Source organism: Pseudomonas sp. YY-1 (assembly GCF_002843095.1).
Taxonomy (GTDB): domain Bacteria; phylum Pseudomonadota; class Gammaproteobacteria; order Pseudomonadales; family Pseudomonadaceae; genus Aquipseudomonas; species Aquipseudomonas sediminis_A.
In genome coordinates, this window is record NZ_PJLX01000001.1 from 22,869 (window position 1) to 49,307 (window position 26,439).

Genomic DNA, 26,439 nt, shown 5'->3' on the forward strand with positions numbered 1-26,439 from the left:
GGCACTCACCTCTTGTTCTTCACGGCGGTGCCAAGCACCTGCAGGTAGGCGACCAGAGCATCCATCTCGCTCTTGCCCTTGACCGCGTCGCTGGCCCCGGCGATGTCGTCGTCGTTGTAGGGCACGCCGAGCATGCGCAACGCGCTCATCTTCTTGGCGGTGTCCTTGCCGTCGAGGGCGTGCTCCACCAGCCAGGGGTAGGCGGGCATGATCGACTCGGGCACGACGTTGCGCGGGTTGTACAGGTGAGCACGATGCCACTCGTCCGAGTAGCGCGCGCCGACGCGAGCCAGGTCCGGGCCGGTACGCTTGGAACCCCACAGGAAGGGGTGATCCCAGACGCTTTCGCCGGCGACGGAGTAGTGGCCGTAGCGCTCGGTTTCGGCGCGGAACGGGCGGATCATCTGCGAATGGCAGCCGACGCAGCCTTCGCGGATGTAGATGTCGCGGCCTTCCAGTTGCAGCGCGTTGTAAGGCTTGAGGCCATCCACCGGCTCGTTGGTGACGTCCTGGAAGAACAGCGGGACGATCTGGGTCAGACCGCCGATGCTGACCGCCAGGATCATCACCAGCGCCATCAGGCCGATGTTCTTCTCGAGAATCTCGTGTTTCATCAGTGGGCTCCTTCTACCGAGAACTGCGCAGCGGCTTCCATCTCGGTGGATTTCGCGCTGCGTACGGTCAGCCAGACGTTCCAGGCCATCAGCAGCATGCCGGCGAAGAAGATGGCGCCGCCGATCACCCGCACCACGAAGCCGACATGGCTGGCTTCCAGCGCTTCGACGAAGGAGTAGGTGAGGGTGCCGTCTTCGTTGACTGCGCGCCACATCAGGCCCTGGGTGATGCCGTTGACCCACATCGAGGCGATGTAGAGCACGGTGCCGATGGTGGCCAGCCAGAAGTGGCCGTTGATCAGGCCGATGCTATGCATCTGCTCACGACCGAACACCTTCGGAATCAGGTGATACAGCGAGCCGATGGACACCATGGCGACCCAGCCGAGGGCGCCAGCGTGCACGTGGCCGATGGTCCAGTCGGTGTAGTGGGACAGGGCGTTGACGGTCTTGATGGCCATCATCGGACCTTCGAAGGTCGACATGCCGTAGAAGGCCAGGGACACCACCAGAAATCGCAGAATCGGGTCGGTACGCAGTTTGTGCCAGGCACCGGAGAGGGTCATCATGCCGTTGATCATGCCGCCCCAGCTCGGGGCCAGGAGGATCAGCGACATCACCATGCCCAGGCTCTGTGCCCAGTCCGGCAGCGCGGTGTAATGCAGGTGGTGCGGGCCGGCCCAGATGTATACCGCGATCAGCGCCCAGAAGTGGACGATGGAGAGGCGGTAGGAGTAGACCGGGCGACCGGCCTGTTTGGGCACGAAGTAATACATCATCCCCAGGAAGCCGGCGGTGAGGAAGAAGCCCACGGCGTTATGGCCGTACCACCACTGGATCATCGCATCGGTGGCGCCGGCATACAGCGAGTAGGACTTGGTCAGGGTGACCGGAATCTCTAGGTTGTTGACCACGTGCAGGATGGCCACGGTGAGGATGAACCCGCCGAAGAACCAGTTGCCCACGTAGATGTGGCTGACCTTGCGCTGCATCACCGTGCCAAAGAAGACGATGGCGTAGGACACCCACACGATGGTGATCAGGATGTCGATCGGCCATTCCAGCTCGGCGTATTCCTTGGAACTGGTCCAGCCCAGGGGCAGGGTGATGGCTGCAAGCAGGATCACCAGTTGCCAGCCCCAGAAGGTGAAGGCCGCCAGTTTCGGTGCGAACAGCGTGGTCTGGCTGGTGCGTTGCACCGCGTAGTAACTGGTGGCGAACAGGGCGCAGCCACCGAAGGCGAAGATCACCGCATTGGTATGCAGCGGGCGCAGGCGGCCGAAGCTGGTCCACGGTAGGTTGAAGTTGAGTTCGGGCCAGGCCAGCTGGGCAGCGATGAATACGCCGAGTCCCATGCCGACGATGCCCCAAACCACCGTCATAATGGCGAACTGGCGAACCACCCTGTAGTTGTAGGCGGAACGGGTTGTTGTGTTCATGTCTGGGCTTCCATCCACGGTTATGGCAGAGCGGCCGATAACCGTGGTGGCCGCAGGCATGAGCAGGCCACGGACACCACGGATATCGACGCGAGGCAAGCATGAGCAAAGGGCCATCTGGATTTATTGACGCTGATCAATGCGAGCAGGGACTGCCCTGGCAGTGGGACGAACCGCCGCAGGCGGCATCGAGCACGCTGATCCTCGCGCACGGGGCCGGTGCGCCGATGGACAGCCCGTTCATGCAGGCCATGGCTCAGGGTCTGGCAGAGCGGGGCGTGCGAGTAGTGCGTTTCGAGTTCACCTACATGGCGCAGCGGCGGGTAGACGGGCGTAAACGGCCGCCCAATCCGCAGGCGCAACTGCTGCAGCAATGGCGTGATGTGCATGCACAGGTGCGCCATCGGGTCACAGGCCCCGTGGCCATCGGCGGCAAGTCCATGGGTGGGCGCATGGCCAGTTTGCTGGCTGACGAGTTGGAGGCTTCCTCTCTGGTTTGCCTCGGCTATCCCTTCTATGCCGCCGGCAAGCCCGAGAAGCCGCGAGTCGCTCATCTCGCCGAGCTGCGCACGCCAACGCTGATCATCCAGGGCGAACGCGATGCACTGGGCAATCGCGAGGCCGTTGCCGGCTATGAGCTGTCAGCGGCCATCGAGCTGCACTGGCTGCAGGCCGCCGACCATGACCTCAAGCCGTTGAAGGCGTCCGGCTTCAGCCATGAGCAGCATCTCGCCACTGCAGCGGGGCAGATTGCGGCGTTTCTTGGGCGAATGCAGCACTGATCCGAGGCCGGCCGCGCGCTCGTATTCGGACACTTTTTCCTCGCGCGGCCGCTGTAAAAGCGGTTGCGCTTGACCGCTTGGTCACGCAATGTGACAGCTGAGTGTCCGGGCCCGTTTCAGTGCGGGCATTGCAGGCTTTTTACCTGCATGGGTAAGCGGATGGCTGCCCTGCACGGCACGCTGTGCCACGCAATGGGGCGGTGCGTCATGACGGAAACACCGTATTGCACTGTAATGGTGCGTAATGTTTTTGATTGATAGGTAGGTTTTTGATTTTAAAGGATTAATTGTGCTGGCTCGGGCCTTGCAGAGGATGCTGCAAGTCCGGGTGACAAGGAGTACGGCATGGCCCGCACCTTTTATGACGAGATGTACGACGCGAGCGGCGCTGTCCGCCCGCACTACCGCGAATTTGCCCGCTGGTTGGCAGAGACGCCGGACGATCTGCTGGCTCAGCGCCGACGAGAAGCCGACCTGTTGTTCCACCGCGCCGGTATCACCTTCACCCTCTACGGGGATGATCAGGGCACCGAGCGACTGATCCCCTTCGACATAATTCCCCGTTCCATCCCCGCCAGCGAATGGCGTATCGTCGAACGCGGCTGCATCCAGCGTGTGCAGGCGCTCAACCTGTTCCTCGCCGACCTTTACCACGACCAGCGCATCATCAAAGCGGGGATCATCCCGGCCGAGCAGGTGCTGGCCAACGAGGGTTACCAGATGGCCATGCAGGGCCTTGACCTGCATCGCGACATCTACGCACACATCGCCGGGGTCGACCTGGTACGTGACGGCGACGGCAGCTACTACGTGCTGGAAGACAACCTGCGCACGCCCAGCGGTGTGAGCTACATGCTCGAAGACCGCAAGATGATGATGCGCCTGTTCCCCGAACTGTTCGCTGCGCAACGCGTGGCGCCGGTGGACCACTACCCGAACCTGCTGCTCGATGCGCTGAAGAGCTCCAGCCCGCTGGACAACCCCACGGTCGTGGTATTGACCCCAGGGCGCTTCAACAGCGCCTACTTCGAACACGCGTTCCTCGCCCGTGAAATGGGCGTGGAGCTGGTGGAAGGCGCTGACCTGTTCGTCCGCGACGACAAGGTCTACATGCGCACCACTGCCGGTGCGCGCCAGGTGGACGTGATCTATCGCCGCCTTGACGACGCCTTCCTCGATCCATTGGCTTTCAACCCCGACTCGATGCTCGGTGTCGCTGGGCTGTTGTCGGCCTATCGTTCGCGCAACGTGGTGCTGGCCAACGCCATCGGCACTGGCGTGGCCGACGACAAGTCGGTCTACCCCTACGTCGGTGACATGATCCGCTTCTATCTGGACGAGGAGCCGATCCTCAAGAACGTGCCAACCTGGCAGTGTCGGAAACCGGAAGAACTGTCCCACGTGTTGGCCAATCTGTCCGAGCTGGTGGTCAAGGAAACCCAGGGCTCCGGCGGCTACGGCATGCTGGTCGGCCCGGCGGCGAGCAAGGCCGAGATCGAGAACTTCCGCGCGCGACTGATCGCCAAACCGGAGGCTTACATCGCTCAGCCGACGCTGTGCTTGTCGACCTGCCCGACCTTCGTCGAGCGTGGCATCGCACCGCGCCATATCGACCTGCGCCCGTTCGTTCTGACCGGCCGCGAAACCCGCCTGGTGCCTGGCGGTCTGACGCGTGTGGCACTGCGCGAAGGCTCGCTGGTGGTCAATTCGTCGCAAGGCGGCGGGACCAAGGACACCTGGGTGGTGGAGGACTGACCATGCTTTCGAGAACTGCCTCCGATCTGTACTGGATGTCGCGCTACCTGGAACGTGCCGAAAATCTCGCGCGTATGCTCGATGTCAGCTATTCGCTGTCGCTGATGCCGCAGGACGGCCGTGGCGATGGCCTCGACGAACTGGCCATGCCGCTGCTGATCACCGGCACCCTGGACGACTACCTGGAGCGCCACGGCCCGTTGCATGCCGAGCGCATGCTGCACTTCTTCGCCCTCGATGCGAGCAACCCAGGCAGTATCTACTGCTGCCTGCAGGCGGCGCGCAGCAACGCTCATGCGGTGCGCGGCCGAATTACCGCCGACATGTGGGAGAACATCAACGCCAGCTGGCTGGAGATGCGCGGGATCGCCGAGCAGGGCCTTGGCCGCTACGGCATCAGCCGCTTTTGCGAGTGGGTCAAGGAGCGTTCGCACCTGTTCCGTGGTGCCACCTTCGGCACCATCATGCGCGGTGAGGCCTACCGCTTCATCCGCCTGGGCACTTTCATTGAGCGCGCCGATAACACCCTGCGCCTGCTCGATGCGCGCTACGAAATGCTCGGCGAGGAGATCGACGAGCTGGAGGAGCGCACCGCGCGCAGCTACTACCAATGGAGTGCGCTGCTGCGGGCGTTGTCCTCGTTCGAGGCATTTGCCGAGAGCTATCGAGGCTCGCCACGTACGCGCAAGGTCGCCGAACTGCTGCTGCTGCGTCCGGACGTGCCGCGCTCGCTGCGAGCCTGTATGGAAGAACTCAACCTGATGCTCGCGGGTCTACCGGGGGAGAACGGTCGACCGGCGCAGCGCCTGGCCGCCGAGCTGGATGCGCGACTGCGCTACACCAGCATCGACGAAGTGCTCGACGAAGGCCTGCATGCCTGGCTTACCGATTTCATCCTGCTGGTGCGCCAGCTGGGCAATACCATCCATACGTCCTACCTGGAGGTCGCATGAGACTCTCGATCAGTCATGACACCACCTACCGCTACGATGACCAGGTACGCGCCAGTATCCAGTACCTGCGCCTGACCCCGCATGACAGCGAACGCCAGCAGGTGCTCAGTTGGCAGCTCGATCTGCCGCGCCCGGTGCACGCCCAGCTCGACCCCTACGGCAACATTCTGCACGTGCTGACCCTGGACGAGCCGCACGAGTCCATCGTCATCGGCGCCCGCGGCCAGGTGGAGATCGACGAAACCTGCGAAGCCGAGCACGAGCGCCAGTCAGCGCTGCCGTTCTTGCGCTTCACCCGCCTGACTCAGGCCGATGAGGCCATTCGTGAGTTCGCCGCGCAGCAAAGCAAGGCGCGCGTGGATCGCACTGGCCTGATCGACCTGATGCATGCGCTTAATGCCCACATTGCCTATCAGCCCGGTACCACCGAAGTGGACACCAGTGCCGCTGAGGCCTTCGCCAGCCGCCGTGGCGTCTGCCAGGATCACACTCATGCCTTCCTCGCCTGCGCGCGCAGCCTGGGCGTGCCGGCGCGCTATGTGTCGGGCTACCTCTATACCGACGATGCCGAGCACCTGGCCAGCCACGCCTGGGCCGAGGCCTGGGTCGGCGATGCCTGGTACAGCTTCGACGTGACCAACTGCCTGGCGCGCCCGGAGCGACATCTGAAGCTGGCAGTCGGCCTGGATTACCTCGATGCCTGCCCGGTACGTGGCATGCGCCGCGGTGGCGGTTGCGAGCAAATGCATGCGCAGGTGCAGGTGGCGCCACTTCTGCAGGTGCGTCAGCAGTGATGCGCCAATAGGCGCTGGTGGCATAGGGGCGCCGCGCGCCCCAGACTGACGGCCTTTCGTGGGGTGCGCCATGCGCACCTCGGTTTACCCCGCCAAAATCCCGGTGCGCACGGCGCACCCTTCCCAAATCGTTCTACGGGCTCGTGTCGCTCTTGCGCTGGGCCATGTGCCGCAGGTAGGCGATCAAGCGCTGCAGTTCGGCAGGTGGCAGTACCTGCTCGCTGAAGCCGGGCATACGCCCCTGCGGCCAGCGCCGCAAGCTCTGTGGGTCGCGGATGTAGCGTTGTAGAAAATCGCCTGTGAAATATTCGGTCGGGTTGTGCGGAATGTTCAGGTCCGGGCCGAACTCGGAATCACCCGCGCCATTGAGGCGATGACAGGCCATGCAGTTCTTCTGGTAGACGGCGAAACCCGCCTGCACTTCAGCATTGGCATCCGTCGCCGGGAGCAGGGCGGGGAAGCGCTGTTCCACAGCGGCCAGCTGACGAATCCGGGCGACCTGAAAGGGCCACTGCTCGGGGCCGATCTGGCTGGCAGAAGGATCGGTCCAGACCAGGTAGAAAGGTCCTGCGCTGGGTTTGCCCTGTGCCAGCGGCGGCCAGGGATGCTCGGGATCTTCGATGGCCAGCCAGGCTTTTGCTCCTTCCTTGGCCAAGAGAATCGAGGCTGGCAGTTCCGCGGCAAAACCGTCGAGCGCCACGGCCTGGAGATGGTCGCCGGGCTCTATACCCTCCAGCAGCGTACTGATCGGCACGGCGCGGTAGTGCATGGGGCGCTTGTAGCTGACGTCATCGATGATCTCGATATCGCGCGCTTGCGGGTGCTCGAGCAGTTCGCTGCTGCTCCAGGCGCGTCGGCCATCGTTGAGTTGCACCTCGAACTCGGCCGCCTGGGTCACGCCGCTCAGGATGACCAAAATCAGCAGCAGGGCAGCTCTCATTCGCGATGCTCCAGCAGTGGTCGTAGTTCGTCATAGGCGCCGGCATTGATCACCTGGCGGTAGCCCATTTCCTCCAGGCTTTGCTGGGCGATGGCGGAGCGGCGACCGCTGCGGCAGTAGAGCACCAGGGGGCGATCTTTGTCCGGAGCGACACTGGCGATCTGTGCGGCGATATCTTCGTGGCCGATACGGATGGCGCCGGGCAGTGCACCTTCTGCGAATTCTTCGGCGCTACGCACGTCGATCAGCAGGCTGTCGCTGCGCTGCAAGGAGGAGATGGCGGCGGCCTGATCGATTTCACCGGCATGGGCAGTGAGCAGAGCGAACAGGCTGGTGAGCAGGAGAATCAGGCGCATGGCAGACCCCAGAGCGGATTGATGGGCCCGGCATCATTGCCCGAGCCTTTTGTGCAGTCTAGGATGCCTCGCTCGACGTGACGGGGGTAGTAGATGTTAGCCGAGTTGTTCGCCGTTCTGGCTCCGGTACTGATTGCGGCAGGCATCGGCTACGGCTGGGTGCGCAGCGGTCACCAGTACCCCACTGATTTCATCGCGCGCCTGGTGCTCAATGTCGGTACGCCTTGCCTGGTGCTGTCTACCCTGAGCCGTGCCGAGCTGGATGTGGGGGCTTTCTCGCAGATGGCCCTGGCCTGCGTGCTGGTGACCTCATGCATGGGGCTGGCCGGCTGGCTGTTGAGTCGCCTGTTCGGCCTGGACTGGAAAGTGCTGGTACCAGCCTACCTGTTCCCGAACTCGGGCAACATGGGCCTGCCCATGGCGCTGTTCGCCTTCGGTGAGCCTGGCCTGGCATTGGCGGTAGCGTTTTTTCTGGTGCTGTCGGTGGGGCATTTCAGCATCGGCATGCTGCTCTCCGGAGCCGCGGCTTCAGTTAAGGGACTGTTGCTCAACCCGATCATGATCAGCCTGGCGCTGGTGTTGCCAGTGCTGTTTCTCGATGTTGAATTGCCGCGCTGGCTGGCCAATACCGTCGACCTGTTGGGCGGCATGACCATCCCGCTGATGCTGATCACGCTGGGTGTGTCACTGGCCAGTATCCGCGTGCAGCACCTGGGTAACGGCCTGGTGCTGGGATTGCTGCGCATTCTCTGTGGCGCGGCGCTGGGCTGGATCATCGGCTGGATAATCGGCTTGCAGCCGTTGGCGCACGCTGTATTGGTGCTGCAGTCGTCGATGCCAGTGGCGGTGTTCAATTACCTGTTCGCGGTGCGCGCAGGCCGTTCACCTGAGCAAGTCGCGAGTCTGGTGTTGTGCTCGACACTGCTGGCCTTCGTGCTGATTCCGCTGCTGTTGGCGTGGTGGATACCCGCACTGCGCTGAGCGCGCTACGGCGTCTGCGCAGTTGCGGGGACGGTGGGGATCAACTGACCAGACGGTTCAGATTGGGAAGGATCAGGATGACCGCTGTGGCGAAAAGGATGACGCCAGCCTGGCGGTATTTCGGCTGTTTGAACATGGCCGTATGCCTTTTGTTGTTATGGGTGTGGCGTCGAGCGCCTGCCGTACTGCCTGGTGGGTCGCTGCGTCACACCTGGGCGTTGTTCTGACTCACCGCCCCGGCATGACCCGGCGGCGGCTCCCTGCGCCGCTTTGTGCAAGGGCGCATGTGTAACTCTAGGGTTGGTGTCACAACTTCCTTAGATGACTTGGTTTCTAGCCGAGGCCTGTTAAAACTTTCGAGCTATGTGCGCCTTCGCAGGACATGCCGCAGGCCTTGAGACAGAGCGCTTGCTTGCTGAGGCCACTGCTAACCCGGCAACCGACCGTTCGTCTGAGCTCAGTGGTCAATAGCGCTGAGCGCTTCGGTCATTGAGCCACGGCGCCTCGGCGCTATGGTAAGCAGGCTCAATAAGAACAGGTGTGGTCGGGGCGTGATGTTCCGCCAGTGCCGTAATAGTCTCCGAGGACGCCATGACCGAAGCATATATTTTCGACGCGGTGCGCACGCCCCGTGGCAAGGGCAAGAAGGACGGCGCGCTGTACAGCGTCAAGCCTGTTCAACTGGTTGCCGGCCTACTGAACGCCCTGCAAGTGCGCAATGATCTGGATACCAGTCAGGTGGACGACATCGTCCTCGGTTGCGTGACGCCGGTGGGTGATCAGGGCGCCGATATCGCCAAGACCGCTGCCATGGTCGCGGACTGGGACGTCAGCGTGGCAGGTGTGCAGCTCAACCGTTTCTGTGCGTCTGGGTTGGAGGCGGTGAACCTGGGGGCGATGAAGGTGCGCTCCGGCTTCGAAGATCTGGTGGTGGTCGGCGGTGTGGAATCCATGTCGCGCATCCCCATGGGCTCCGACGGTGGCGCCTGGGTGATGGACCCGGAAACCAACATCCACAGCAATTTCGTGCCGCAGGGTATCGGCGCCGACCTGATCGCCACCCTGGAAGGCTTCAGCCGCGCCGATGTCGACGCCTTCGCCCTGCGTTCGCAGCAGAAGGCAGCGCGTGCCAGCGGCAATGGGTCGTTCGCCAAGTCGCTGGTGCCGGTCGCCGATCAGAACGGCATCGTGCTGCTCGACCATGACGAGTTCATTCGTGGCGATTCGACTCTGGAAGGCCTCCGCAAGCTCAAGCCGAGCTTCGAGATGATGGGGCAGATGGGCTTCGACTCCACCGCGCTGCGCGTCTACAGCCATGTCGAGCGTATCGAGCACGTGCACACGCCCGGCAACAGCTCGGGCATCGTCGATGGTGCGGCGCTGATGCTGATCGGCTCCGAGGCCAAGGGAAAGGAGCTGGGCCTGAAGCCACGCGCGCGCATCGTCGCGGCGGCGGTGACCAGCACTGACCCGACCATCATGCTCACCGGCCCAGCACCGGCCACGCGCAAGGCGCTGGCCAAGGCGGGGCTGTCCATCGACGACATCGACCTGTTCGAGGTCAATGAGGCCTTCGCCTCGGTGGTGATGAAGTTCATGAAGGACATGGGCGTGAGCGAGGACAAGGTCAACGTGAACGGTGGCTCCATCGCCATGGGCCATCCGCTCGGCGCCACTGGTTGCGCCATTCTCGGCACGCTGCTCGACGAGCTGGAGAAGCGCCAGCTGCGCTACGGCCTGGCCACATTGTGCGTCGGCGGCGGCATGGGTATCGCAACGATTATTGAAAGAGTTTGAGGCGGAGATAAGAAGAATGACTGACGCCATCCGTTACGAAAAAGGCCAGGACAATATCGTCGTCCTGACCATGGACATGCCCGGCCAGAGCGCCAACACCATGAACGCGGTGTACCGCGAGGCTATGGGCCAGATCGTCGACCGCCTGGAAGCGGAAAAGGATTCGCTTGCCGGGGTGATCGTCACCTCGGCGAAGAAGACCTTCTTCGCCGGCGGTGACCTCAATGAGCTGATCAAGGTTACCAAGGCCGATGCTCAGGGTTTCTACGAGATGATCCTGAAGATCAAGGGCCAGCTACGCCGCCTGGAAACCCTGGGCAAACCGGTGGTTGCCGCCATCAACGGTGCGGCGCTGGGTGGCGGCTGGGAAATTGCCCTGGCCTGTCATCACCGTATCGCCCTGAACGAAAGCCACGTGCAGCTCGGTTTGTCGGAAGTCACCCTCGGTCTGTTGCCGGGCGGCGGCGGGGTAGTGCGGATGGTGCGCCTGCTCGGTCTGGAAAAGGCGTTACCGTATCTGGCCGAAGGTAAGAAGGTGCGCCCGGACGCGGCGCTCAAGGCCGGTTTGGTTCACGACCTGGCCAGTGATCGCGACGAGATGCTGAGCAAGGCCCGCGCCTGGATCGCCGCCAACCCGTCCGCGAAGCAGCCGTGGGACGTGCAGGGCTACAAGATTCCCGGTGGCACGCCCAGCTCGCCCAACGTGGCGCAGATGCTGGCCATCGCCCCGAGCGTGTTGCGCGACAAGACCAAGGGCTGCTTCCCGGCGCCGGAGAAGATCATGTGCGCCGCCGTCGAGGGTGCGCAGGTCGACTTCGACACCGCGCAGATCATCGAGGCGCGCTACTTCACCGAACTGACCACCGGCCAGGTGGCGAAGAACATGATCGGCACCTTCTGGTTCCAGCTCAACGAAATCAACGCTGGCGGATCGCGCCCACAGGGCTATCCGAAGAGCCAGGTCAAGAAAGTCGGCGTGCTCGGCTCCGGCATGATGGGCGCCGGCATCGCCTATGTGTCGGCGGCGGCCGGTATCGAGGTGGTGCTCAAGGACGTGTCCGTCGAAGCGGCCGAGAAGGGCAAGAGCTATTCGGCCAAGCTGCTCGACAAGAAAGTCGCCAAGGGCCACATGACGGCCGAGCAGCGTGAGGCTTTCCTGGCGCTGATCAAGGCTACCGATAGTGAGGCGGATTTCGCCGGTTGCGACCTGATCATCGAAGCCGTATTCGAGGATCGTGCGCTCAAGGGCAAGGTCACTGCTGCCGCCGAAGCTGCTGCACTGAGCGATGCGGTGATCGCCTCCAACACCTCGACGCTGCCGATCACCGGCCTGGCGACTGCCGTGGCCAAACCGGAGAAATTCATCGGTCTGCACTTCTTCAGCCCGGTCGACAAGATGCCGCTGGTGGAGATCATCCGTGGCGAGCAGACCAGCGACGAGACGCTGGCGCGCGGCTTCGACTACGTCATGCAGATCAAGAAGACGCCCATCGTGGTCAACGACAGTCGCGGCTTCTTTACCTCGCGGGTGTTCGGCACCTTCACCAACGAAGGCCTGGCCATGCTCGGTGAGGGCGTCAGCGCCGCGATGATCGAGAACGAGGCGCGCAAGGCCGGCATGCCGGTCGGCCCGCTGGCGATCAGCGACGAAGTGTCGATGAGCCTGATGAATCACATCCGCCAGCAGACCATCAAGGATCTGGCGGCCGAGGGCAAATCCATCCCAGAACACCCGGCCTTTGCCGTGATCGACCTGATGCTAAACGAGTACAAGCGTCCGGGCAAAGCGGCGGGCATGGGCTTCTACGACTACCCAGTAGGAGGCAAGAAGCACCTGTGGCCCGAGCTCAAGGCACGTTTCGAGAAGGCCGATGCGCAGATCTCGCAGGAGGACGTGCGCGACCGCATCCTGTTCATCCAGGCCATCGAGACGGTGCGCTGCGTGGAAGAGGGCGTCTTGACGTCAGTGGCTGATGCCAATATCGGCTCGATCTTCGGTATCGGCTTCGCCGCCTGGACCGGCGGTGCGCTGCAGTTCATCAACCAGTACGGGGTGAAAGACTTCGTCGCCCGTGCGCAGTACCTGGCTGAGCAGTACGGCGAGCGTTTCCTGCCGCCTGCGCTGTTGCTGGAAAAGGCCGCCAAGGGAGAGGCGTTCTGAGCCTACCTTGTAGGGTGTCGCGGGGCCGCCCAGGCCATGCGCACCGCTTAAGCGGAGTGTCCCCGGTGCGCACGGCGCACCCTACGGATGCAGAAACGGCCCGAAAGGGCCGTTTCTCATTGGCTGGCTGAGTCAATCGTCCAACTGGTCTCGAATCACTGCACCGCTCTTGCCGTCGATACGAAATTCGTGAAGACGGCCATCCTGTTTCAGGCCTTCGCCTTCCCAGTAACCGTCATTGTCGGCTTCGATCTTGTGTAGCTCCGTGTAGCCAGCTGCACGTGCTTTGCTCAGCGCCTCGTCGATGCTGATCCAGTCACTGCCGGGGCGATCCGCGAGAGCGTTGCCAGCAAGCAACAGGCTGCCGGCGAACAGGGTGATCAGAGTGCGTGTTTGCATGGGGCCAGTTCCTCGTTCCGTGAATGTCACGAGGAGTCTAGACCATCGCTTTCTCACGCCGCCTGGCACCAGCCCTGACGGATGCACACGGCTTCGTGGATCGCCAGCATCTCGCTGTGGCGAGTTGGCATGCGCAGGGTCAACATGCTGCCATCATCGAGTTGCAGGGCGGCTTCGGTTTCGAACTGCAGGCTGCCATCTTGCAGGTGGGCGTAGGTGACGCCGTAGGCGTCCAGGCTGAGTTGGCTGTGCATGGCGGCTCTCCTGAGTTGTGTCAGCTCGGACGAACGTCGCGGGCTGCGGCGGCAGCCTGCTCGGGACGAACCGGTGCGACGGTTTGGAAGGCGGAAGCGGCGGCGAAGCTGGCGAGTGCGGCGTAGATGCTCATGGTCGATTTCCTTCTGTGCGATGAGGGCGACTGCCCGATGTGGCGATGTTCGCTGCGGGCGTGCAATCACAGAAGTGAATGGCGTGCATGGTAACTATCGAAGCGGCTGATGAAGCGTCGCCAAACACTGAAAGGGTAAAGTTTCGTCAATTTTAATTGACGACTGTTCGTGGCATTGCACAGCGCCGATAATCGCGGATCTGCTTGAAAATCAGGGTTGGCTATTTATTTGTGCGAATTCATATGTTAAGAAAAACGCACAAATTACCCGCCCGTGTGTTCACCACAGGAAACCTCATGCCACTGCGTATCTGTATTCTGGAAACTGACATCCTCCGTCCCGAACTGGTTGACCAGTATCAGGGCTATGGCCGCATGTTCGAGCAGTTGTTCGCTCAGCAGCCGGTTGCGGCGGAGTTCAGTGTCTACAACGTGGTGGATGGTCATTACCCGCCCGATAGCGAGAAATTCGATGCCTATCTGGTGACGGGCAGCAAGGCTGACTCTTTCGGCAGCGACCCCTGGATTCAGACGCTCAAGGAGTATCTGCTCGAGCGCTACAAGCGTGGCGACAAGCTGCTGGGCATCTGCTTTGGTCACCAGCTACTGGCGTTGCTGCTCGGCGGCAAGGCTGAGCGTGCAGAGCAGGGCTGGGGCGTGGGCGTGCATAGCTATCGTCTGGCGGGCAAGCCCGAGTGGATGAGCCCAGAGCTGGATGAGCTGCAGTTGCTGATCAGCCATCAGGACCAAGTCACTCGCCTGCCGGAAAAGGCCACGCTGCTGGCTTCCAGCGACTTCTGCCCGATTGGTGCCTACCACATCGAGGATCAGGTGTTGTGCTTCCAGGGGCACCCGGAGTTTGTTCACGATTACTCGCGGGCGCTGCTTGAGCTGCGTCAGCAGCATCTTGGCGAGCAGATCTATCAGCAGGGCGTGGATAGCCTCAAACACTCGCAGCAGGGCAGTGCTGTGGCGGAGTGGATGATGCGTTTTGTCGCTCAGGGCAAGCAAGCCAAGGCCTGAGTCTGATATCGAGATATGAAAAAGCCCGGTTAGCCGGGCTTTTTCATGTCTGCTGAGTGAGCACGAAGTAATGCGAGAGCCGTTCGCTTCTGTTCGGTGGCGGGCTGCTGCGTTGCCGTTTGAGGCTCTCGGCCAGATCCAGGTGATGAGCCAGTTTGTGGCTGCATTCGATGTTGCGCGCCACGGCGCCAGCCGAGCCTTTGCCGATGCCACTGAGGGCCAGCAAGGTGGTCAGCAGCGACAGGCTGGCGAGCACCAGCAGGCGGGTGCGGTGATTTTTGATCATGGCCGTTCACTCAACCTTGCGAGCGCGCGCCGAGCAGGGCGGGCAGATGAGTGATCAGGCTCTGCAGTGGGCCTGCTTGTGCAAAGGTCGGGGTGCTTGGCTGGACGGCGGCGTAACTCACGACCAGCACCGTCGAGGTGCTGATCAGGTACAGGCCGATGGCAGCGAGAGCGCCGTTGCGGGCGGCTTGAGATAGGCGGGACATGTTCTGTGCTCCAGGTCAGGAGTTGGCGTGGGCACAGAATCGCCTAAGTCATTTCGATTGAGTAATGGATGCGCGGCAGAGTAACTATCGATAGGTTTGATGACTGGCGCGAGCTACCTGCTCGCGATCGCGCCCCGCGTCAGGCCTCATGCCGAGGCCAGTTCCTTGTCCATGCTACTGATGCATTCGCTCATGGCTTGCTGGCAGCGTTCGATCAGCGCGGGCATGTCATCCAGGCTCAGGCCGGCAGTGGGGATGGCCGGCAGCGAGCGAATCATGATGCGGCCGCTGTTCCAGCGATTCAGACGCATGGATTGGCTGTAGTTGCTCACGCACACCGGGATGATCGGTACGCCGGCCGCGATTGCCATCTGAAATGCCCCCTTCTTGAATGGCAGCAGACCGCGACCGAGGTTGCGCGTGCCTTCCGGGAACACCCAGATCGAGGTGTCGCGATTGCGCAGGGTTTCGGTGGTGGTGAGCATCGCGCGCTTGGCGGCGACGGCATTGCTGCGATCGATCAGCACGTTGCCGGCCAGCCAGTAGAGCTGACCGAAGAATGGCACCCACTTGAGACTCTTCTTGCCGATGCTCACGGTACGTTTCGGTACCACGCGGCCAAGCACGTAAAGATCGAAGTTGGACTGGTGGTTGGCGATGATCACGCAGGAACGCTGGTGCTCCAGCAGCGGGCGTACGTCGGTCTTCAGCTTCAGGCGCAGCAGGCACAGGGCGGGCAGCGAATAAAGACGGGCGCAGAGGCGGCTGTTGTCCGGGTTGAACGGGCGGCATAGGCCGAGCAGCAGGCCGAGCAGGCCGGCCAGGATGAAATGCACGCCCATCAACAGCATGCGCAAAACGAAGAGCATTGGGGAGAACCGTCAGGGAAGGGGCGCGCAGTGTACGGGCGTTCACTTTGCCGGGCAATTGCTCGAAACCACCGCTTGGCGTGCGTAACGTCCTGAATTGTCGCAGAACTTGTCGGTTTCCATACCCATGTAGAAAGGGCGCCTCACGGCGCCCTTCAATGCTTACTCGGTCTCTGCCTTGGCCGGCTTGCCTGGCAGCAAACCGTCGGCGCGAAACATTGCCTTGATGCCTCGCAGTGCCTGGCGGCTGCGGTCCTGGTTCTCGATCAGGGCGAAGCGCACATGGTCGTCGCCATAGTCACCAAAACCCAGGCCAGGCGAGACGCAGACCTTGGCTTCTGCCAGCAGCTTCTTGGCGAACTCCAGCGAGCCAAGATGAGCGTAGGCGTCGGGAATCTTGGCCCAGATGTACATCGAGGCCTTGGGCTTCTCCACCATCCAGCCGATCTCGTGCAGGCCCTTGACCAGCAGGTTGCGGCGTTGCCGGTACTGTTCGGCGATATCGCGCACGCACTGTTGGTCACCTTCCAGCGCGGCGATGGCCGCCACCTGCAGCGGGGTGAAGGTGCCATAGTCGTGGTAGCTCTTGATCCGCGCCAGGGCGCTGACCAACTCCGGGTTGCCGACCATGAAGCCGATCCGCCAGCCGGCCATGTTGTAGCTCTTGGACAGGGTGAAGAACTCCACCGCGATGTCCTTGGCGCCCGGTACCTGCATGATCGACGGCGCTTTCCAGCCGTCGTAGACGATGTCGGCGTAGGCCAGATCGTGCACCACCAGTACGTCGTACTGTTTGGCCAGGGTGACTACGCGCTCGAAGAAATCCAGCTCCACGCACTGTGCGGTGGGGTTGGAGGGGAAGCCGAGGATCATCATCTTCGGCTTGGGAATCGACTCGCGAATCGCCCGTTCCAGCTCGGCGAAGAAGTCCACGCCCGGCACCAGCGGTACGGAGCGCACCTGAGCGCCGGCGATCACCGCGCCGTAGATGTGGATCGGGTAGCTGGGGTTGGGCACCAGCACGGTATCGCCGTGGTCCAGGGTGGCCAGCATCAGGTGCGCCAGACCTTCCTTGGAGCCGATGGTGACGATGGCTTCGCTTTCCGGATCGATCTCCACGTCGTAGCGGTCCTTGTACCAGCGCGAGATAGCACGGCGCAGGCGAGGAATACCGCGGGAGGTGGAGTATCCGTGGGTGTCTTCACGCTGGGCGACCTGCACGAGCTTCTCGACGATGTGCGGCGGAGTCGCACCGTCGGGGTTGCCCATGGAGAAGTCGATGATGTCTTCACCGCGACGGCGTGCGGCCATCTTCAGTTCGGCGGTGATGTTGAAGACGTAGGGGGGGAGACGATCGATGCGCGCAAAGCGACGCTTGGCGTTGTCAGCCATGATTTCCTCGGATACGTAAGCGCCCGGAACCGTCCGAGCGACGTTGGCCACTGCGGTGGCCGGCGCTAAAGATAAGGGCTGCCGAACTGCGCTGTCCAGCGCAGTTGCGGGCTAAAACAGCGAATCAGTCGCTTCAGCTCAACTCATCTTTCAAGCGCAGCAGCAAGGCACCCAGTGCCTCCACATCGGCGTCTTCGGTGCGCCAGGAGCAGAGGCTCAGGCGAAAGGCGGGGCGGCCCTGCCAGACAGTGGGGCCGAACCAGACTTCGCCAGATGCCTGGGCTGCTTGGCGAATGGCGATGGTCTGTTCGTCCGTGTCGCCACGCACCAGTACCTGGTTCAGCACAACCCGGTTTAGTACCTGATAGCCGGCGTTGCGTAATGTGCTGGCCAGCTCTTCAGCCTGGCGGATATGGCGGTCGATCATCGCTTGCAGGCCGGTGCGGCCCAGGTTGGCCAGAGCCGCCCATATGGCGATGCCACGGGCGCGGCGAGAGAACTCCAGTGTCAGGTTCTTCTGCGCATCCTTGCTTGCCGAGGCGTAGGCAGCATCGCTGTTCATCGCGGCGGCCAGTGCATCGGCGTCACGGCAGATCGCCATGGCACTGTCGTAAGGGGTGTTCAGCCACTTGTGTCCATCGGTCGTCCAGCTATCTGCCAACTCGACGCCCTCAAGCAAATGCGCTGAGGATGAGGCTCGTGCCCATAGACCGAATGCGCCATCGACATGCACCCAGGCGTTAGCCTCGTGGGCGATGGCAATCAGTTCGGCAAAACGGTCAAACTCGCCGGTGTTGACCTCTCCGGCCTGCAATATCAATAGCGTGCGTTGATCCAGCTCAGGCAGTCGGGCCGGGTCGATACGCCCGTACTGGTCCACTGGCGCATAGTGCAGGTGGTTCATGCCGAAGCCGAGCACGCGCAGTGCTTTCTTCACCGTGATGTGCGCCGTTTCTGCGAGTACGACGCGGATCTGCGGTGCGCCGAGTAATCCGTCGCCATCAAAATCCCAGCCCTGGCGTGCCAGCAACACGCGCCGTGCGGCAGAAATACAGGCCAGGGTGCAGGCGGTCGCACTGGTGCCAAACCCCACGGCGCTCTGATCCGGTAGCCCCAGTGCTTGGCAGACCCAGCGTCCGGCAATCCTCTCCAGCCGATCAGTGACTGGCGAATTGTCGAAGGACGAGGCGCATTGATCCCAGGCCAGTACCAGGCGTTCCGCAGCTGCTGCCACTGGCAGTGTCGCGCCGATGACGAAACCGAAGTAACGCGCGGCATTACTTGCCACGGTAGCCGGTGAGCCAATTTCGTCGAGCTGGCAGAGTACCTGATCGGCAGCGTGGCCTTGCTCTGGCAGGGACTGGTCGAAGGTGGCCAGGGCGGCGATGGCTGAGGCGTCGGGGAAGACCCGGCGCGTGGGAATGCCGTCGAGGTAGGCCAGGGCGCGGCGGTCGGCTTCGGCCAGCAGGTCGTGTTCGGTCATGAGGGAATCCTCGGCTAGGGGCTGTCTACCCTAGCCGAGCCCTGCAGAGCGCGGCATACACAGGCGCCAACGAAGGCGGCTGCAACAGTTGCCCGAGTGATACAGTCCGTACCGATACAGTGAACTGTTTCAGCGGTACAGTTGCTCAGCCGCCGAGCATGTCGTGCATCGCAATGATCTGCTCGGCCACCTGGATCAGTTTCTGCTGGCGGCTCATGGCCTGGCGCCGCATCAAAGTGTAGGCCTCTTCCTCGTTGCAGCTCTTCATCTTCATCAGCAGCCCCTTGGCCAGCTCCACGCGCTTGCGTTCGGCCAGCTGTGCGTCGCGCGCCTGCAACTGTGCACGCAGCGCCTGATCGCTCTCGAAGCGGGCCATGGCCACGTCGAGGATCGGCTGCAGGCGCTGGGCGTGAATGCCCTCGACGATATAGGCACTGACGCCGCTCTGGATCGCCTGGCGCATCACGCCGGGGTCGTGCTCGTCGGTGAACATCACGATCGGCCGTGGCTGGTCGCGGCTGACCAGTACCACCTGTTCCATCACGTCGCGGCCGGGTGATTCGGTGTCGATCAGGATGACGTCAGGGCGCACCGCCTCGACCCGCTCAGGCAGGTCGATGGTCAGGCCGGATTCGTCGATCACCTCGAAACCCGCTTCGATCAGGGCGCATTTCAGGCGGCCGACCTTCTTCGGGGTGTCGTTGATCAGAAGGATACGCAGCATCGGACGCTCTCCCGGTAATTACAGGGCGACAGCCGGGCTGTCGGCCAGGGCATGGAGGCGGAAGCTGCGCGCGTAGGCGGCCGGGTCGCTGCCGTCCCAACACGTGCCGTCCTGCAGGATGGAACTGCGCATTTCGCCCGGCACCGGTATGCCCAGCGTCGACGCGGCCTCGCGGTACAGGGCCAGTTGTTGGACCTGGCGGGCCACCCCCAGATAGTTGGGATCGCCACGCAGCAGGCCCCAGCGACGAAACTGGGTCATGAACCACATGCCGTCGGACAGATAGGGGTGGTTGACCAGCCCGCCGGCATGAAAGCGCAGCGGATGCTCGTCCTGCCAGGCATGGCCGAGGCCGTCCTGATAGTGGCCGAGAAAACGCGGGGTGATCGCCGAAACCGGTGCGTTGACGTATTCGCTACCGCTGAGCAGCAGGGCGGTGCTGCGTTTGTTTTCTTCGCTCTCATCGATGAAGCGTGCCGCGTCGAGCACCGCCATGATCAGGGCTCGGGCGGTATTGGGGTTCTGCTCGGCGAAGGCGCGGGTACAGCCCAGCACCTTTTCCGGGTGATCCGGCCAGATCGCCTGAATGGTGGTGACGGTGCAGCCGAGCTGTTCATCGACGGCCTTGGCGGTCCAGGGTTCGCCAACGCAGAAACCATCGATGCGCTTGGCCTCCAGGTGCTCGACCATCTGCGGCGGCGGCACCACCACGCTGTCGACGTCGCGCAGTGGATGAATGCCCTGGCTGGCCAGCCAGTAGTAAAGCCACATCGCGTGGGTGCCGGTGGGAAAGGTCTGGGCGAAGGTCAGGCGTGCTTCATGCTGGTGCACGTATTGGCGCAGTGCTTCGCCGCAGGTCACGCCGGCGGCTTGCAGGGTGTGCGACAGGTTGATGCTCTGGCCGTTCTGGTTCAGCCCCATGAGCACGGCCATATCCGTGGCCGCGGCACCGCCAAGGCCCAGCTGCACGCCATAGATCAGCCCATACAGGCTGTGGGCGGCGTCCAGCTCGCCGCTGAGCAGGCGGTCGCGCGAGCTGGCCCAGGACGTCTGACGTTGCAGCCTGAGGCTCAGACCGTACTTCTCGGCAAAGCCCTGAGTCGCGGCGACGATCACCGAGGCTGAATCGCTCAGTGCCATGAAACCGATGTTCAGCATGCTCTTCTCCGGGGCGTCGCTGCCCCAGGCCCAGGCCAGGGCATCGTCGCGCGGGGTGTCGTGTTCGCTCATGCTGCTTCCTTACCTTCACGCAAAAAACGTTGATTCATGGGCGGCTGCCCATAAAAAAGCGTCGTACCAGATCCAGGCGCGAAAGCTCCGGGATTCGATACGACGCCGTTGTCGATCAAGCCGTTTCCGACGTTGGAAGGGCCTTTTGCAGTGAGATAAAGCAAGGCATATGCCAGTGCGCGTTCAGACCTCAGCGCTCGAGCATCTGCTTGACGCTGCTTTGCGGAATCTGTTGCTTGCGACCCTCGCTATCAGTGAATTCGAGCATGCCGGTGTCCTTGTCCAGTTCCGGCTTGCCATCGCTGGTTAGCATCTGGCCATCGGTGGTGGTGATGATGTATTCGCTGGCGCAGCCGGCCAGTCCAAATAGGCACAGGGCGACGATGATCCATGACTTCATGATGGGCTCCTGAATGGTTCTCTGGGGAATTCCCCATTTCAGAAGGTAGACGGTGGCGCATCGGCTGCAAGCCGGGGGCGGCAAAAGGCCATTTGGCTTAAATATAAAAAGCCCCGCACTAGGCGGGGCTCCTTTCACTGCGCTTTGATCAGGCCTGAACGACCGGGATCTTGGCGCTCGCCGCGGCTTCGCGGAACTCGGCGATCTGGTCGAAGCTGAGGTAGCGGTAAACGTCGGCAGCCATGCTGTCGATGTTCTTCGCGTACTCCATGTACTCCTCGACGGTCGGCAGCTTGCCCAGGATGGACGCGACAGCGGCCAGCTCGGCGGAAGCCAGGTACACGTTGGCACCATCACCCAGACGGTTCGGGAAGTTACGCGTCGAGGTCGATACCACGGTGGAGTTCGCCGCCACACGTGCCTGGTTACCCATGCACAGCGAGCAACCCGGCATTTCCATGCGGGCACCGGCCTTGCCGTAGATGCCGTAGTAGCCTTCTTCGGTCAGCTGGTGAGCGTCCATCTTGGTCGGCGGCGACAGCCACAGACGGGTCGGGATGGAACCCTTGACCTTGTCCAGCAGCTTGCCGGCAGCGCGGAAGTGGCCGATGTTGGTCATGCACGAACCGATGAACACTTCGTCGATCTTCTCGCCCTGAACGGTCGACAGTAGACGCGCGTCGTCCGGGTCGTTCGGCGCGCAGAGCACAGGCTCCTTGACGTCGGCTAGGTCGATTTCGATGATTTCGGCGTATTCAGCGTCCTTGTCGGCGCTGAGCAGGACCGGGTTGGCCAGCCATGCTTCCATTGCTTGGGCACGACGCTCCATGGTGCGTGCATCGCCGTAGCCTTCGCTGATCATCCAGCGCAGCAGGGTGATGTTCGACTTCAGGTACTCGGCAATGGCTTTTTCCGGCAGCTTGATGGTGCAACCTGCAGCGGAGCGCTCGGCAGAGGCGTCGGACAGTTCGAACGCTTGCTCGACGGTCAGTTCGTCCAGGCCTTCGATTTCCAGGATGCGGCCGGAGAAGGCGTTGATCTTGCCTTTCTTCTCGACGGTCAGCAGGCCCTTCTGGATGGCGTAGTAAGGGATGGCGTGTACCAGGTCACGCAGGGTGATGCCCGGTTGCAGCTTGCCCTTGAAGCGCACCAGCACCGACTCCGGCATATCCAGCGGCATGACGCCAGTGGCAGCGGCGAAGGCGACCAGGCCGGAACCGGCCGGGAAGGAGATGCCGATCGGGAAACGGGTGTGCGAGTCACCACCGGTACCAACGGTGTCCGGCAGCAGCATGCGGTTCAGCCAGCTGTGGATGATGCCGTCGCCTGGACGCAGCGACACGCCGCCACGGGTGCGGATGAAATCCGGCAGGGTGTGGTGGGTGGTGACGTCGATCGGCTTCGGATAGGCCGCGGTGTGGCAGAAAGACTGCATCACCAGGTCAGCCGAGAAGCCCAGGCACGCCAGATCTTTCAGCTCGTCGCGGGTCATCGGGCCGGTGGTATCCTGGGAGCCGACGGTGGTCATCTTCGGTTCACAGTAGGTGCCCGGACGTACGCCTTCGACGCCGCAGGCCTTGCCGACCATCTTCTGTGCCAGGGTGAAGCCCTTGGTGCTGGCAGCAGGCTGGTCCGGCTTCTTGAACAGATCGGAAGCGCCCAGGCCCAATTCGGCACGCGCTTTCTCGGTCAGACCACGGCCGACGATCAGCGGGATACGGCCGCCAGCGCGGACTTCGTCGAGCAGCACCGGGGTCTTCAGTTCGAAGGTGGTGATGACATCGTCGGTGCCGTGCTTGCAGACTTTGCCGGCGTAGGGGTAGACATCGATCACGTCGCCCATGTTGATGTTCGACACGTCGAACTCGATCGGCAGGGCGCCGGCATCTTCCATGGTGTTGTAGAAGATCGGGGCGATCTTGGTGCCGAAGCAGAAGCCGCCAGCGCGCTTGTTCGGAACGTACGGAATGTCGTCACCGAAGAACCACAGCACCGAGTTGGTGGCGGACTTACGCGAAGAACCGGTACCGACCACGTCACCGACGTAGGCGACCGGGAAACCCTTGGCCTTGATCTCTTCGATCTGCTTCAGCGGGCCGATGGCGCCTTGTTGCTCCGGCACGATGCCGTCGCGAGCCATTTTCAGCATGGCCAGGGCGTGCAGCGGGATGTCAGGGCGCGACCAGGCGTCCGGGGCAGGGGACAGGTCGTCGGTGTTGGTTTCGCCAGGCACCTTGAACACAGCCAGGCTGTATTTCTCGGCGATGGCTGGCTTGGCGGTGAACCACTCGCCGTCGGCCCAGGACTGCAGCACGGCCTTGGCGTTGGCATTGCCAGCCTTGGCTTTCTCGGCGACGTCGTGGAAGGCGTCGAACATCAGCAGGGTGTGCTTGAGTTGTTCGGCGGCAACGGTGCCCAGGGTGGCATCGTCCAGCAGTTCGACCAGGGTGGCGATGTTGTAGCCGCCTTGCATGGTGCCCAGCAGCTCAACGGCGCGTTGCTTGCTGATCAGCGGGGAAGTGGCTTCGCCCTTGGCAACGGCAGAGAGGAAACCGGCCTTGACGTAGGCGGCTTCATCGACGCCTGGCGGTACGCGGTTGGTGATCAGGTCTACGAGGAATTCTTCTTCGCCAGCCGGCGGGTTTTTCAGCAGCTCGACCAGGCCTGCGGTTTGTTCGGCGTTCAGCGGCTGGGGCACGATACCCTGAGCGGCACGCTCTGCTACGTGTTTGCGATAGGCTTCAAGCACAGTTATTACCCTCATCAGTGGTCCCAAAGGGTTGTCCGGGACGCGATCCAGATACTCATGAACCAGGCGCTTTTCGACTTTATGAGCCGAGCAGCCGAGGTTTCATGAGTCTCTTGTAGAAGCTGCTTTCAAAGTTTTACGCCGGCAGGACGGTTTCTGATGAGGGCTGACGCAGACGCTCGGGGGGACTCCAAGTGGCTGCGCCGCCATCGTACCTGCAGGATCGACTGTGCTCGTGACGCTTTGAAAACAGCTTCCAACGGACATTGGCGCCTTAAAAGGCGGGCCGATTCTAATGGAAAACGCGAATAAAGTTAAGTCGATGTCCCCGTATCGGCAGGGGTGATCTGGATTAGACAAAGGGCTAAGATGCCAGGCCGTTTTGCTGTTTATGTTGTTTCGCCATGTCCAATCAGCGCATCAAGACGCCCTGCGTGGGGCTGTGCTCAACCGTTTACGGCGATGTCGTGTGCCGTGGTTGCAAGCGCTTCCATCATGAGGTGATCAACTGGAACAGCTACAACGACGATGAGAAGCGCGCCGTCTGGACGCGTCTGGAAGTGCTGCTGGTGCAGGTGATGGCGGGCAAGGTCGAGGTATTCGATGAGCAGCGTCTACGTAGTCAGCTGGAGCAGCGGCAGATTCGTTTCGTACCGCAACAGTCGCCTTACTGCTGGGCCTATCAGCTGATCGCACGTGGTGCGCGGATGATCAATCAGCTGGAGGCGTACGGCATGGTCGTACTGCCTGAGTTCCGCAATTGGGCGCTGCCCGAATTGCGTGACGCCATCGATCGCGAATTCTTCCTGCTCTCTGAAGCGCACTACGAGCGTTACATCGCGCCGAAGTTTCTGCGGGAAGGTCTGGAGCTGCGAGTCTAGTCCGGCCCGGAGGGAAAGAAAAATGCCGCTCATGCAGAGCGGCATTTTCGTTTCGGGAGCTGGCTCAGCGTTGCGCCACCAGCTCTTCGAGGTGGGCGATGATCTCGTCAGGCTTGAGCACCAGCACGTCACTTTCCAGTGCGTCGAGTACGACCTCGGCGGTATTGCCGATCAGTGCGCCGGAGAGCCCGGTGCGCGCCACGGTGCCGATCACCGTGACAGCCGCATCGAGCTGGTGGGCAACTTGCGGAATTACCACGTCAGCTGGGCCTTCCAGCACATGCAGGCGCTCGTCGCTGATGTCGTATTCGGCCTGGAAACTGCGGCATTGCTCGCGATAGCGGGCCTCGATGGTTTCCTTGAGCTGGAAGGTCGGATCGGCAGCCGACAGCATCGGGGTCGGATGCGCGGTGGTCACGTGCAGCGTGCCCTTAGCCAGGCCAGCGATATCGTAACCATGGCTGATGATGCCGGCATGCAGGGTGCGGTGCTCGCCATCGGCGTTACCGACGTCCACGGCAGCGAGGATGTTGCCGCCGGTCCAGGGGCGCTCGGTCTTGACCATCAGCACCGGGCCTGGGCAATAGCGCAGCAACTTCCAGTCTTCCGGGGTGAGCAGGGCCTTTTTCAGCGGGTTGTCCGGCAGGTGCTGCTTGATCACCAGGCCGCAGCCCTCGGCCTGCTGCACGGCGATGATGGTTTGGTGCTGGTTTTCATGCCAGGACTGCTGGGTGGAGACGCTGAAACCTTCCCCGGCGAGACTGCTGCTGAGATCGTTGAGCCACGCGCTGTGGTCGCCTTTCTTCTCGCAGACCAGCAGGTGCAGGTGTGATTGGGTTACCCCGGCTATCAGTTTTGCCCGTTTCAGTGCGAGGGCTTCTGGGTGTTGGGGATCCATCACCACCAGAATGCTGCGGATCGCTTGCATGGTCATCTCCCTGAGCGTGAATGGCAGTTATCCAACTATAGGCGGGTCGTTATCAGCGGCATGTTGACCTGTATCAACAGCATGCTGGTCGTCCGGCCTGCCACTCGTATAATGGCCCGCCATTTCCAACCTCGCCAGCACCGAGAGCGCTTCAAATATGATGTCAATTACCAAGCATGTTCCGAGTAATGGCGAGGAACCTGTAACGATCCTGCAGGAAATTCTCGAGTTTCTCGGTGGCGTCGCTACCCCTGAGACCTGGCTGGACGAGGCCCTGCGCCAGCAGGAGATCCTCCTGCTCGATCACCGCAACCTGGAATACAAAGCGGCACAGACGGCACTGAGCCTGATGGGGCGCTACCTGACCAAGACCGAATTGACCGCGAGAATGTCGCGTTTGGCCCGTGAGGAACTGGTGCACTTCGAGCAGGTGAGCAAGATCATCCGCGGGCGCGGTATCGAGGTCCGCCATGTATCCGCTTCGCGCTACGCCGCCGGCCTGCGTGCGCTGTTGCGTGGTGGCGAAGTGGAGCGGCTGGTGGATGTGCTGGTGGTCGGTGCGTTCATCGAGGCGCGCTCCTGCGAGCGCTTTGCCGCGCTGGTGCCGCGACTGGATGCCGAGCTGGCCAAGTTCTACGCCGGATTGCTGGAGAGCGAAGGGCGCCACTACCGCGGTTACCTCAAGCTTGCCTATCTGTATGGTGATGCTGCCGACGTGGATGCGCGTATCGAGGTGGTGCGCGCGGTGGAGCAGGAACTGATCACTACGCCAGATGAGCAGTTCCGTTTCCATAGTGGCGTGCCCGCATAAAACAGCCGCGAACACTGCAATAGACGGGTAGTAGGGCGGGTGAAACCCGCCGCGAGGGAAATGGCGGGTTTCACCCGCCCTACATCGTGGCTTTTCGCG

The 26,439-nt window shown here is 62.3% G+C and carries 27 protein-coding genes; 10 read left to right on the forward strand and 17 right to left on the reverse strand.

Annotation, left to right across the window (positions count from 1 at the left end; all coding sequences use genetic code 11):
- Window positions 1-5 precede the first annotated feature (5 nt).
- Together ccoO and ccoN are read right to left on the reverse strand one after the other, a co-directional pair.
- The gene (ccoO, locus tag CXP40_RS00140) at window positions 6-614 is read right to left on the reverse strand and encodes a cytochrome-c oxidase, cbb3-type subunit II (RefSeq protein ID WP_106732107.1); all 609 of its coding nucleotides are present in this window, start codon (window positions 612-614) and stop codon (window positions 6-8) included.
- Entirely contained in the window at window positions 614-2,053 is a 1,440-nt protein-coding gene (ccoN, locus tag CXP40_RS00145) for a cytochrome-c oxidase, cbb3-type subunit I (RefSeq protein ID WP_099523689.1), read from the reverse strand. Before ccoN ends, ccoO begins: the two co-directional genes overlap by 1 nt.
- Window positions 2,054-2,154: 101 nt before the next feature.
- Here ccoN and CXP40_RS00150 point away from each other — a divergent pair, with 101 nt between their 5' ends.
- The 4 genes from CXP40_RS00150 to CXP40_RS00165 all read left to right on the forward strand — a co-directional run bounded on the left by CXP40_RS00150 (window position 2,155) and on the right by CXP40_RS00165 (window position 6,337).
- Window positions 2,155-2,835, forward strand: coding sequence for an alpha/beta fold hydrolase (locus tag CXP40_RS00150; RefSeq protein ID WP_371916908.1), 681 nt, complete (start codon window positions 2,155-2,157; stop codon window positions 2,833-2,835).
- A gap of 345 nt (window positions 2,836-3,180) precedes the next feature.
- Entirely contained in the window at window positions 3,181-4,590 is a 1,410-nt protein-coding gene (locus CXP40_RS00155) for a circularly permuted type 2 ATP-grasp protein (RefSeq protein WP_099523691.1), read from the forward strand.
- Between the two features lie 2 nt (window positions 4,591-4,592).
- A complete protein-coding gene (locus tag CXP40_RS00160; protein ID WP_061239121.1) occupies window positions 4,593-5,543 on the forward strand; it encodes an alpha-E domain-containing protein in 951 nt (316 codons plus the stop codon).
- Entirely contained in the window at window positions 5,540-6,337 is a 798-nt protein-coding gene (locus tag CXP40_RS00165) for a transglutaminase family protein (protein WP_099523693.1), read from the forward strand. Before CXP40_RS00160 ends, CXP40_RS00165 begins: the two co-directional genes overlap by 4 nt.
- A 133-nt stretch (window positions 6,338-6,470) precedes the next feature.
- On the opposite strand, the gene CXP40_RS00170 is transcribed toward CXP40_RS00165, so the two are convergent.
- Complete coding sequence (locus CXP40_RS00170; protein ID WP_106732108.1) at window positions 6,471-7,277, reverse strand: cytochrome c; 807 nt, start codon at window positions 7,275-7,277, stop codon at window positions 6,471-6,473.
- The gene (locus tag CXP40_RS00175; protein WP_106732109.1) at window positions 7,274-7,633 is read right to left on the reverse strand and encodes a rhodanese-like domain-containing protein; all 360 of its coding nucleotides are present in this window, start codon (window positions 7,631-7,633) and stop codon (window positions 7,274-7,276) included. Before CXP40_RS00175 ends, CXP40_RS00170 begins: the two co-directional genes overlap by 4 nt.
- A 93-nt stretch (window positions 7,634-7,726) precedes the next feature.
- Here CXP40_RS00175 and CXP40_RS00180 point away from each other — a divergent pair, with 93 nt between their 5' ends.
- From CXP40_RS00180 to CXP40_RS00190, 3 genes are all read left to right on the forward strand, one after another.
- The gene (locus tag CXP40_RS00180; RefSeq protein ID WP_106732110.1) at window positions 7,727-8,614 is read left to right on the forward strand and encodes an AEC family transporter; all 888 of its coding nucleotides are present in this window, start codon (window positions 7,727-7,729) and stop codon (window positions 8,612-8,614) included.
- A 591-nt stretch (window positions 8,615-9,205) separates the two neighbouring features.
- Window positions 9,206-10,411, forward strand: a complete 1,206-nt coding sequence (locus tag CXP40_RS00185) for an acetyl-CoA C-acetyltransferase (RefSeq protein WP_106732111.1) — start codon at window positions 9,206-9,208, stop codon at window positions 10,409-10,411.
- 16 nt (window positions 10,412-10,427) lie between these two features.
- The gene (locus tag CXP40_RS00190) at window positions 10,428-12,572 is read left to right on the forward strand and encodes a 3-hydroxyacyl-CoA dehydrogenase NAD-binding domain-containing protein (RefSeq protein ID WP_106732112.1); all 2,145 of its coding nucleotides are present in this window, start codon (window positions 10,428-10,430) and stop codon (window positions 12,570-12,572) included.
- Between the two features lie 132 nt (window positions 12,573-12,704).
- Here CXP40_RS00190 and CXP40_RS00195 read toward each other — a convergent pair whose 3' ends face one another.
- Genes CXP40_RS00195 through CXP40_RS24095 form a run of 3 tightly spaced genes read right to left on the reverse strand, consistent with a single transcriptional unit; the run spans window position 12,705 to window position 13,359 of the window.
- Window positions 12,705-12,971, reverse strand: coding sequence for a PepSY domain-containing protein (locus CXP40_RS00195; protein WP_106732113.1), 267 nt, complete (start codon window positions 12,969-12,971; stop codon window positions 12,705-12,707).
- Between the two features lie 53 nt (window positions 12,972-13,024).
- Window positions 13,025-13,225 (reverse strand): type III secretion system co-regulatory protein PtrC, encoded by a 201-nt coding sequence (ptrC, locus tag CXP40_RS00200; protein WP_003461392.1) that lies wholly within the window; start codon window positions 13,223-13,225, stop codon window positions 13,025-13,027.
- Between the two features lie 20 nt (window positions 13,226-13,245).
- A complete protein-coding gene (locus tag CXP40_RS24095) occupies window positions 13,246-13,359 on the reverse strand; it encodes a PA2485 family small membrane protein (RefSeq protein ID WP_279922230.1) in 114 nt (37 codons plus the stop codon).
- 297 nt (window positions 13,360-13,656) lie between these two features.
- Between CXP40_RS24095 and CXP40_RS00205 the strand changes: the two genes are divergently transcribed.
- Entirely contained in the window at window positions 13,657-14,382 is a 726-nt protein-coding gene (locus CXP40_RS00205) for an amidotransferase (protein WP_099523709.1), read from the forward strand.
- A gap of 43 nt (window positions 14,383-14,425) precedes the next feature.
- Here CXP40_RS00205 and CXP40_RS00210 read toward each other — a convergent pair whose 3' ends face one another.
- The 9 genes from CXP40_RS00210 to acnB all read right to left on the reverse strand — a co-directional run bounded on the left by CXP40_RS00210 (window position 14,426) and on the right by acnB (window position 23,720).
- Window positions 14,426-14,668 carry a hypothetical protein gene (locus CXP40_RS00210; RefSeq protein ID WP_106732114.1) on the reverse strand — a complete coding sequence of 81 codons (243 nt, stop codon included), beginning with the start codon at window positions 14,666-14,668 and terminating at the stop codon, window positions 14,426-14,428.
- Between the two features lie 10 nt (window positions 14,669-14,678).
- A complete protein-coding gene (locus CXP40_RS00215; protein ID WP_106732115.1) occupies window positions 14,679-14,873 on the reverse strand; it encodes a hypothetical protein in 195 nt (64 codons plus the stop codon).
- Window positions 14,874-15,019: 146 nt separating this feature from the next.
- The gene (locus tag CXP40_RS00220) at window positions 15,020-15,742 is read right to left on the reverse strand and encodes a 1-acylglycerol-3-phosphate O-acyltransferase (RefSeq protein WP_099523713.1); all 723 of its coding nucleotides are present in this window, start codon (window positions 15,740-15,742) and stop codon (window positions 15,020-15,022) included.
- Window positions 15,743-15,904: 162 nt separating this feature from the next.
- On the reverse strand, window positions 15,905-17,134 hold the full coding sequence (alaC, locus tag CXP40_RS00225; RefSeq protein ID WP_106732116.1) for an alanine transaminase: 1,230 nt from the start codon (window positions 17,132-17,134) through the stop codon (window positions 15,905-15,907).
- A 133-nt stretch (window positions 17,135-17,267) separates the two neighbouring features.
- On the reverse strand, window positions 17,268-18,617 hold the full coding sequence (locus tag CXP40_RS00230) for an aminotransferase class V-fold PLP-dependent enzyme (RefSeq protein ID WP_106732117.1): 1,350 nt from the start codon (window positions 18,615-18,617) through the stop codon (window positions 17,268-17,270).
- A 145-nt stretch (window positions 18,618-18,762) separates the two neighbouring features.
- Window positions 18,763-19,341 carry an ANTAR domain-containing response regulator gene (locus CXP40_RS00235; RefSeq protein ID WP_036999951.1) on the reverse strand — a complete coding sequence of 193 codons (579 nt, stop codon included), beginning with the start codon at window positions 19,339-19,341 and terminating at the stop codon, window positions 18,763-18,765.
- Window positions 19,342-19,359: 18 nt separating this feature from the next.
- Window positions 19,360-20,571: a CmpA/NrtA family ABC transporter substrate-binding protein gene (locus CXP40_RS00240; RefSeq protein WP_106732118.1), complete on the reverse strand. Its 1,212-nt coding sequence runs from the start codon at window positions 20,569-20,571 to the stop codon at window positions 19,360-19,362.
- A 190-nt stretch (window positions 20,572-20,761) separates the two neighbouring features.
- Window positions 20,762-20,971: a YgdI/YgdR family lipoprotein gene (locus CXP40_RS00245; RefSeq protein ID WP_106732119.1), complete on the reverse strand. Its 210-nt coding sequence runs from the start codon at window positions 20,969-20,971 to the stop codon at window positions 20,762-20,764.
- A gap of 148 nt (window positions 20,972-21,119) precedes the next feature.
- On the reverse strand, window positions 21,120-23,720 hold the full coding sequence (acnB, locus tag CXP40_RS00250; protein WP_106732120.1) for a bifunctional aconitate hydratase 2/2-methylisocitrate dehydratase: 2,601 nt from the start codon (window positions 23,718-23,720) through the stop codon (window positions 21,120-21,122).
- A gap of 404 nt (window positions 23,721-24,124) precedes the next feature.
- On the opposite strand from acnB, the gene CXP40_RS00255 reads away from it, so the two are divergent.
- Complete coding sequence (locus tag CXP40_RS00255) at window positions 24,125-24,601, forward strand: DUF1289 domain-containing protein (RefSeq protein ID WP_106732121.1); 477 nt, start codon at window positions 24,125-24,127, stop codon at window positions 24,599-24,601.
- Between the two features lie 64 nt (window positions 24,602-24,665).
- Here the strand turns inward: CXP40_RS00255 and CXP40_RS00260 are convergent, their stop codons facing one another.
- Entirely contained in the window at window positions 24,666-25,529 is an 864-nt protein-coding gene (locus CXP40_RS00260) for a universal stress protein (protein ID WP_106732122.1), read from the reverse strand.
- Between the two features lie 157 nt (window positions 25,530-25,686).
- Between CXP40_RS00260 and CXP40_RS00265 the strand changes: the two genes are divergently transcribed.
- Window positions 25,687-26,340, forward strand: coding sequence for a tRNA-(ms[2]io[6]A)-hydroxylase (locus CXP40_RS00265; protein WP_106732123.1), 654 nt, complete (start codon window positions 25,687-25,689; stop codon window positions 26,338-26,340).
- The last annotated feature ends 99 nt before the right edge of the window (window positions 26,341-26,439 follow it).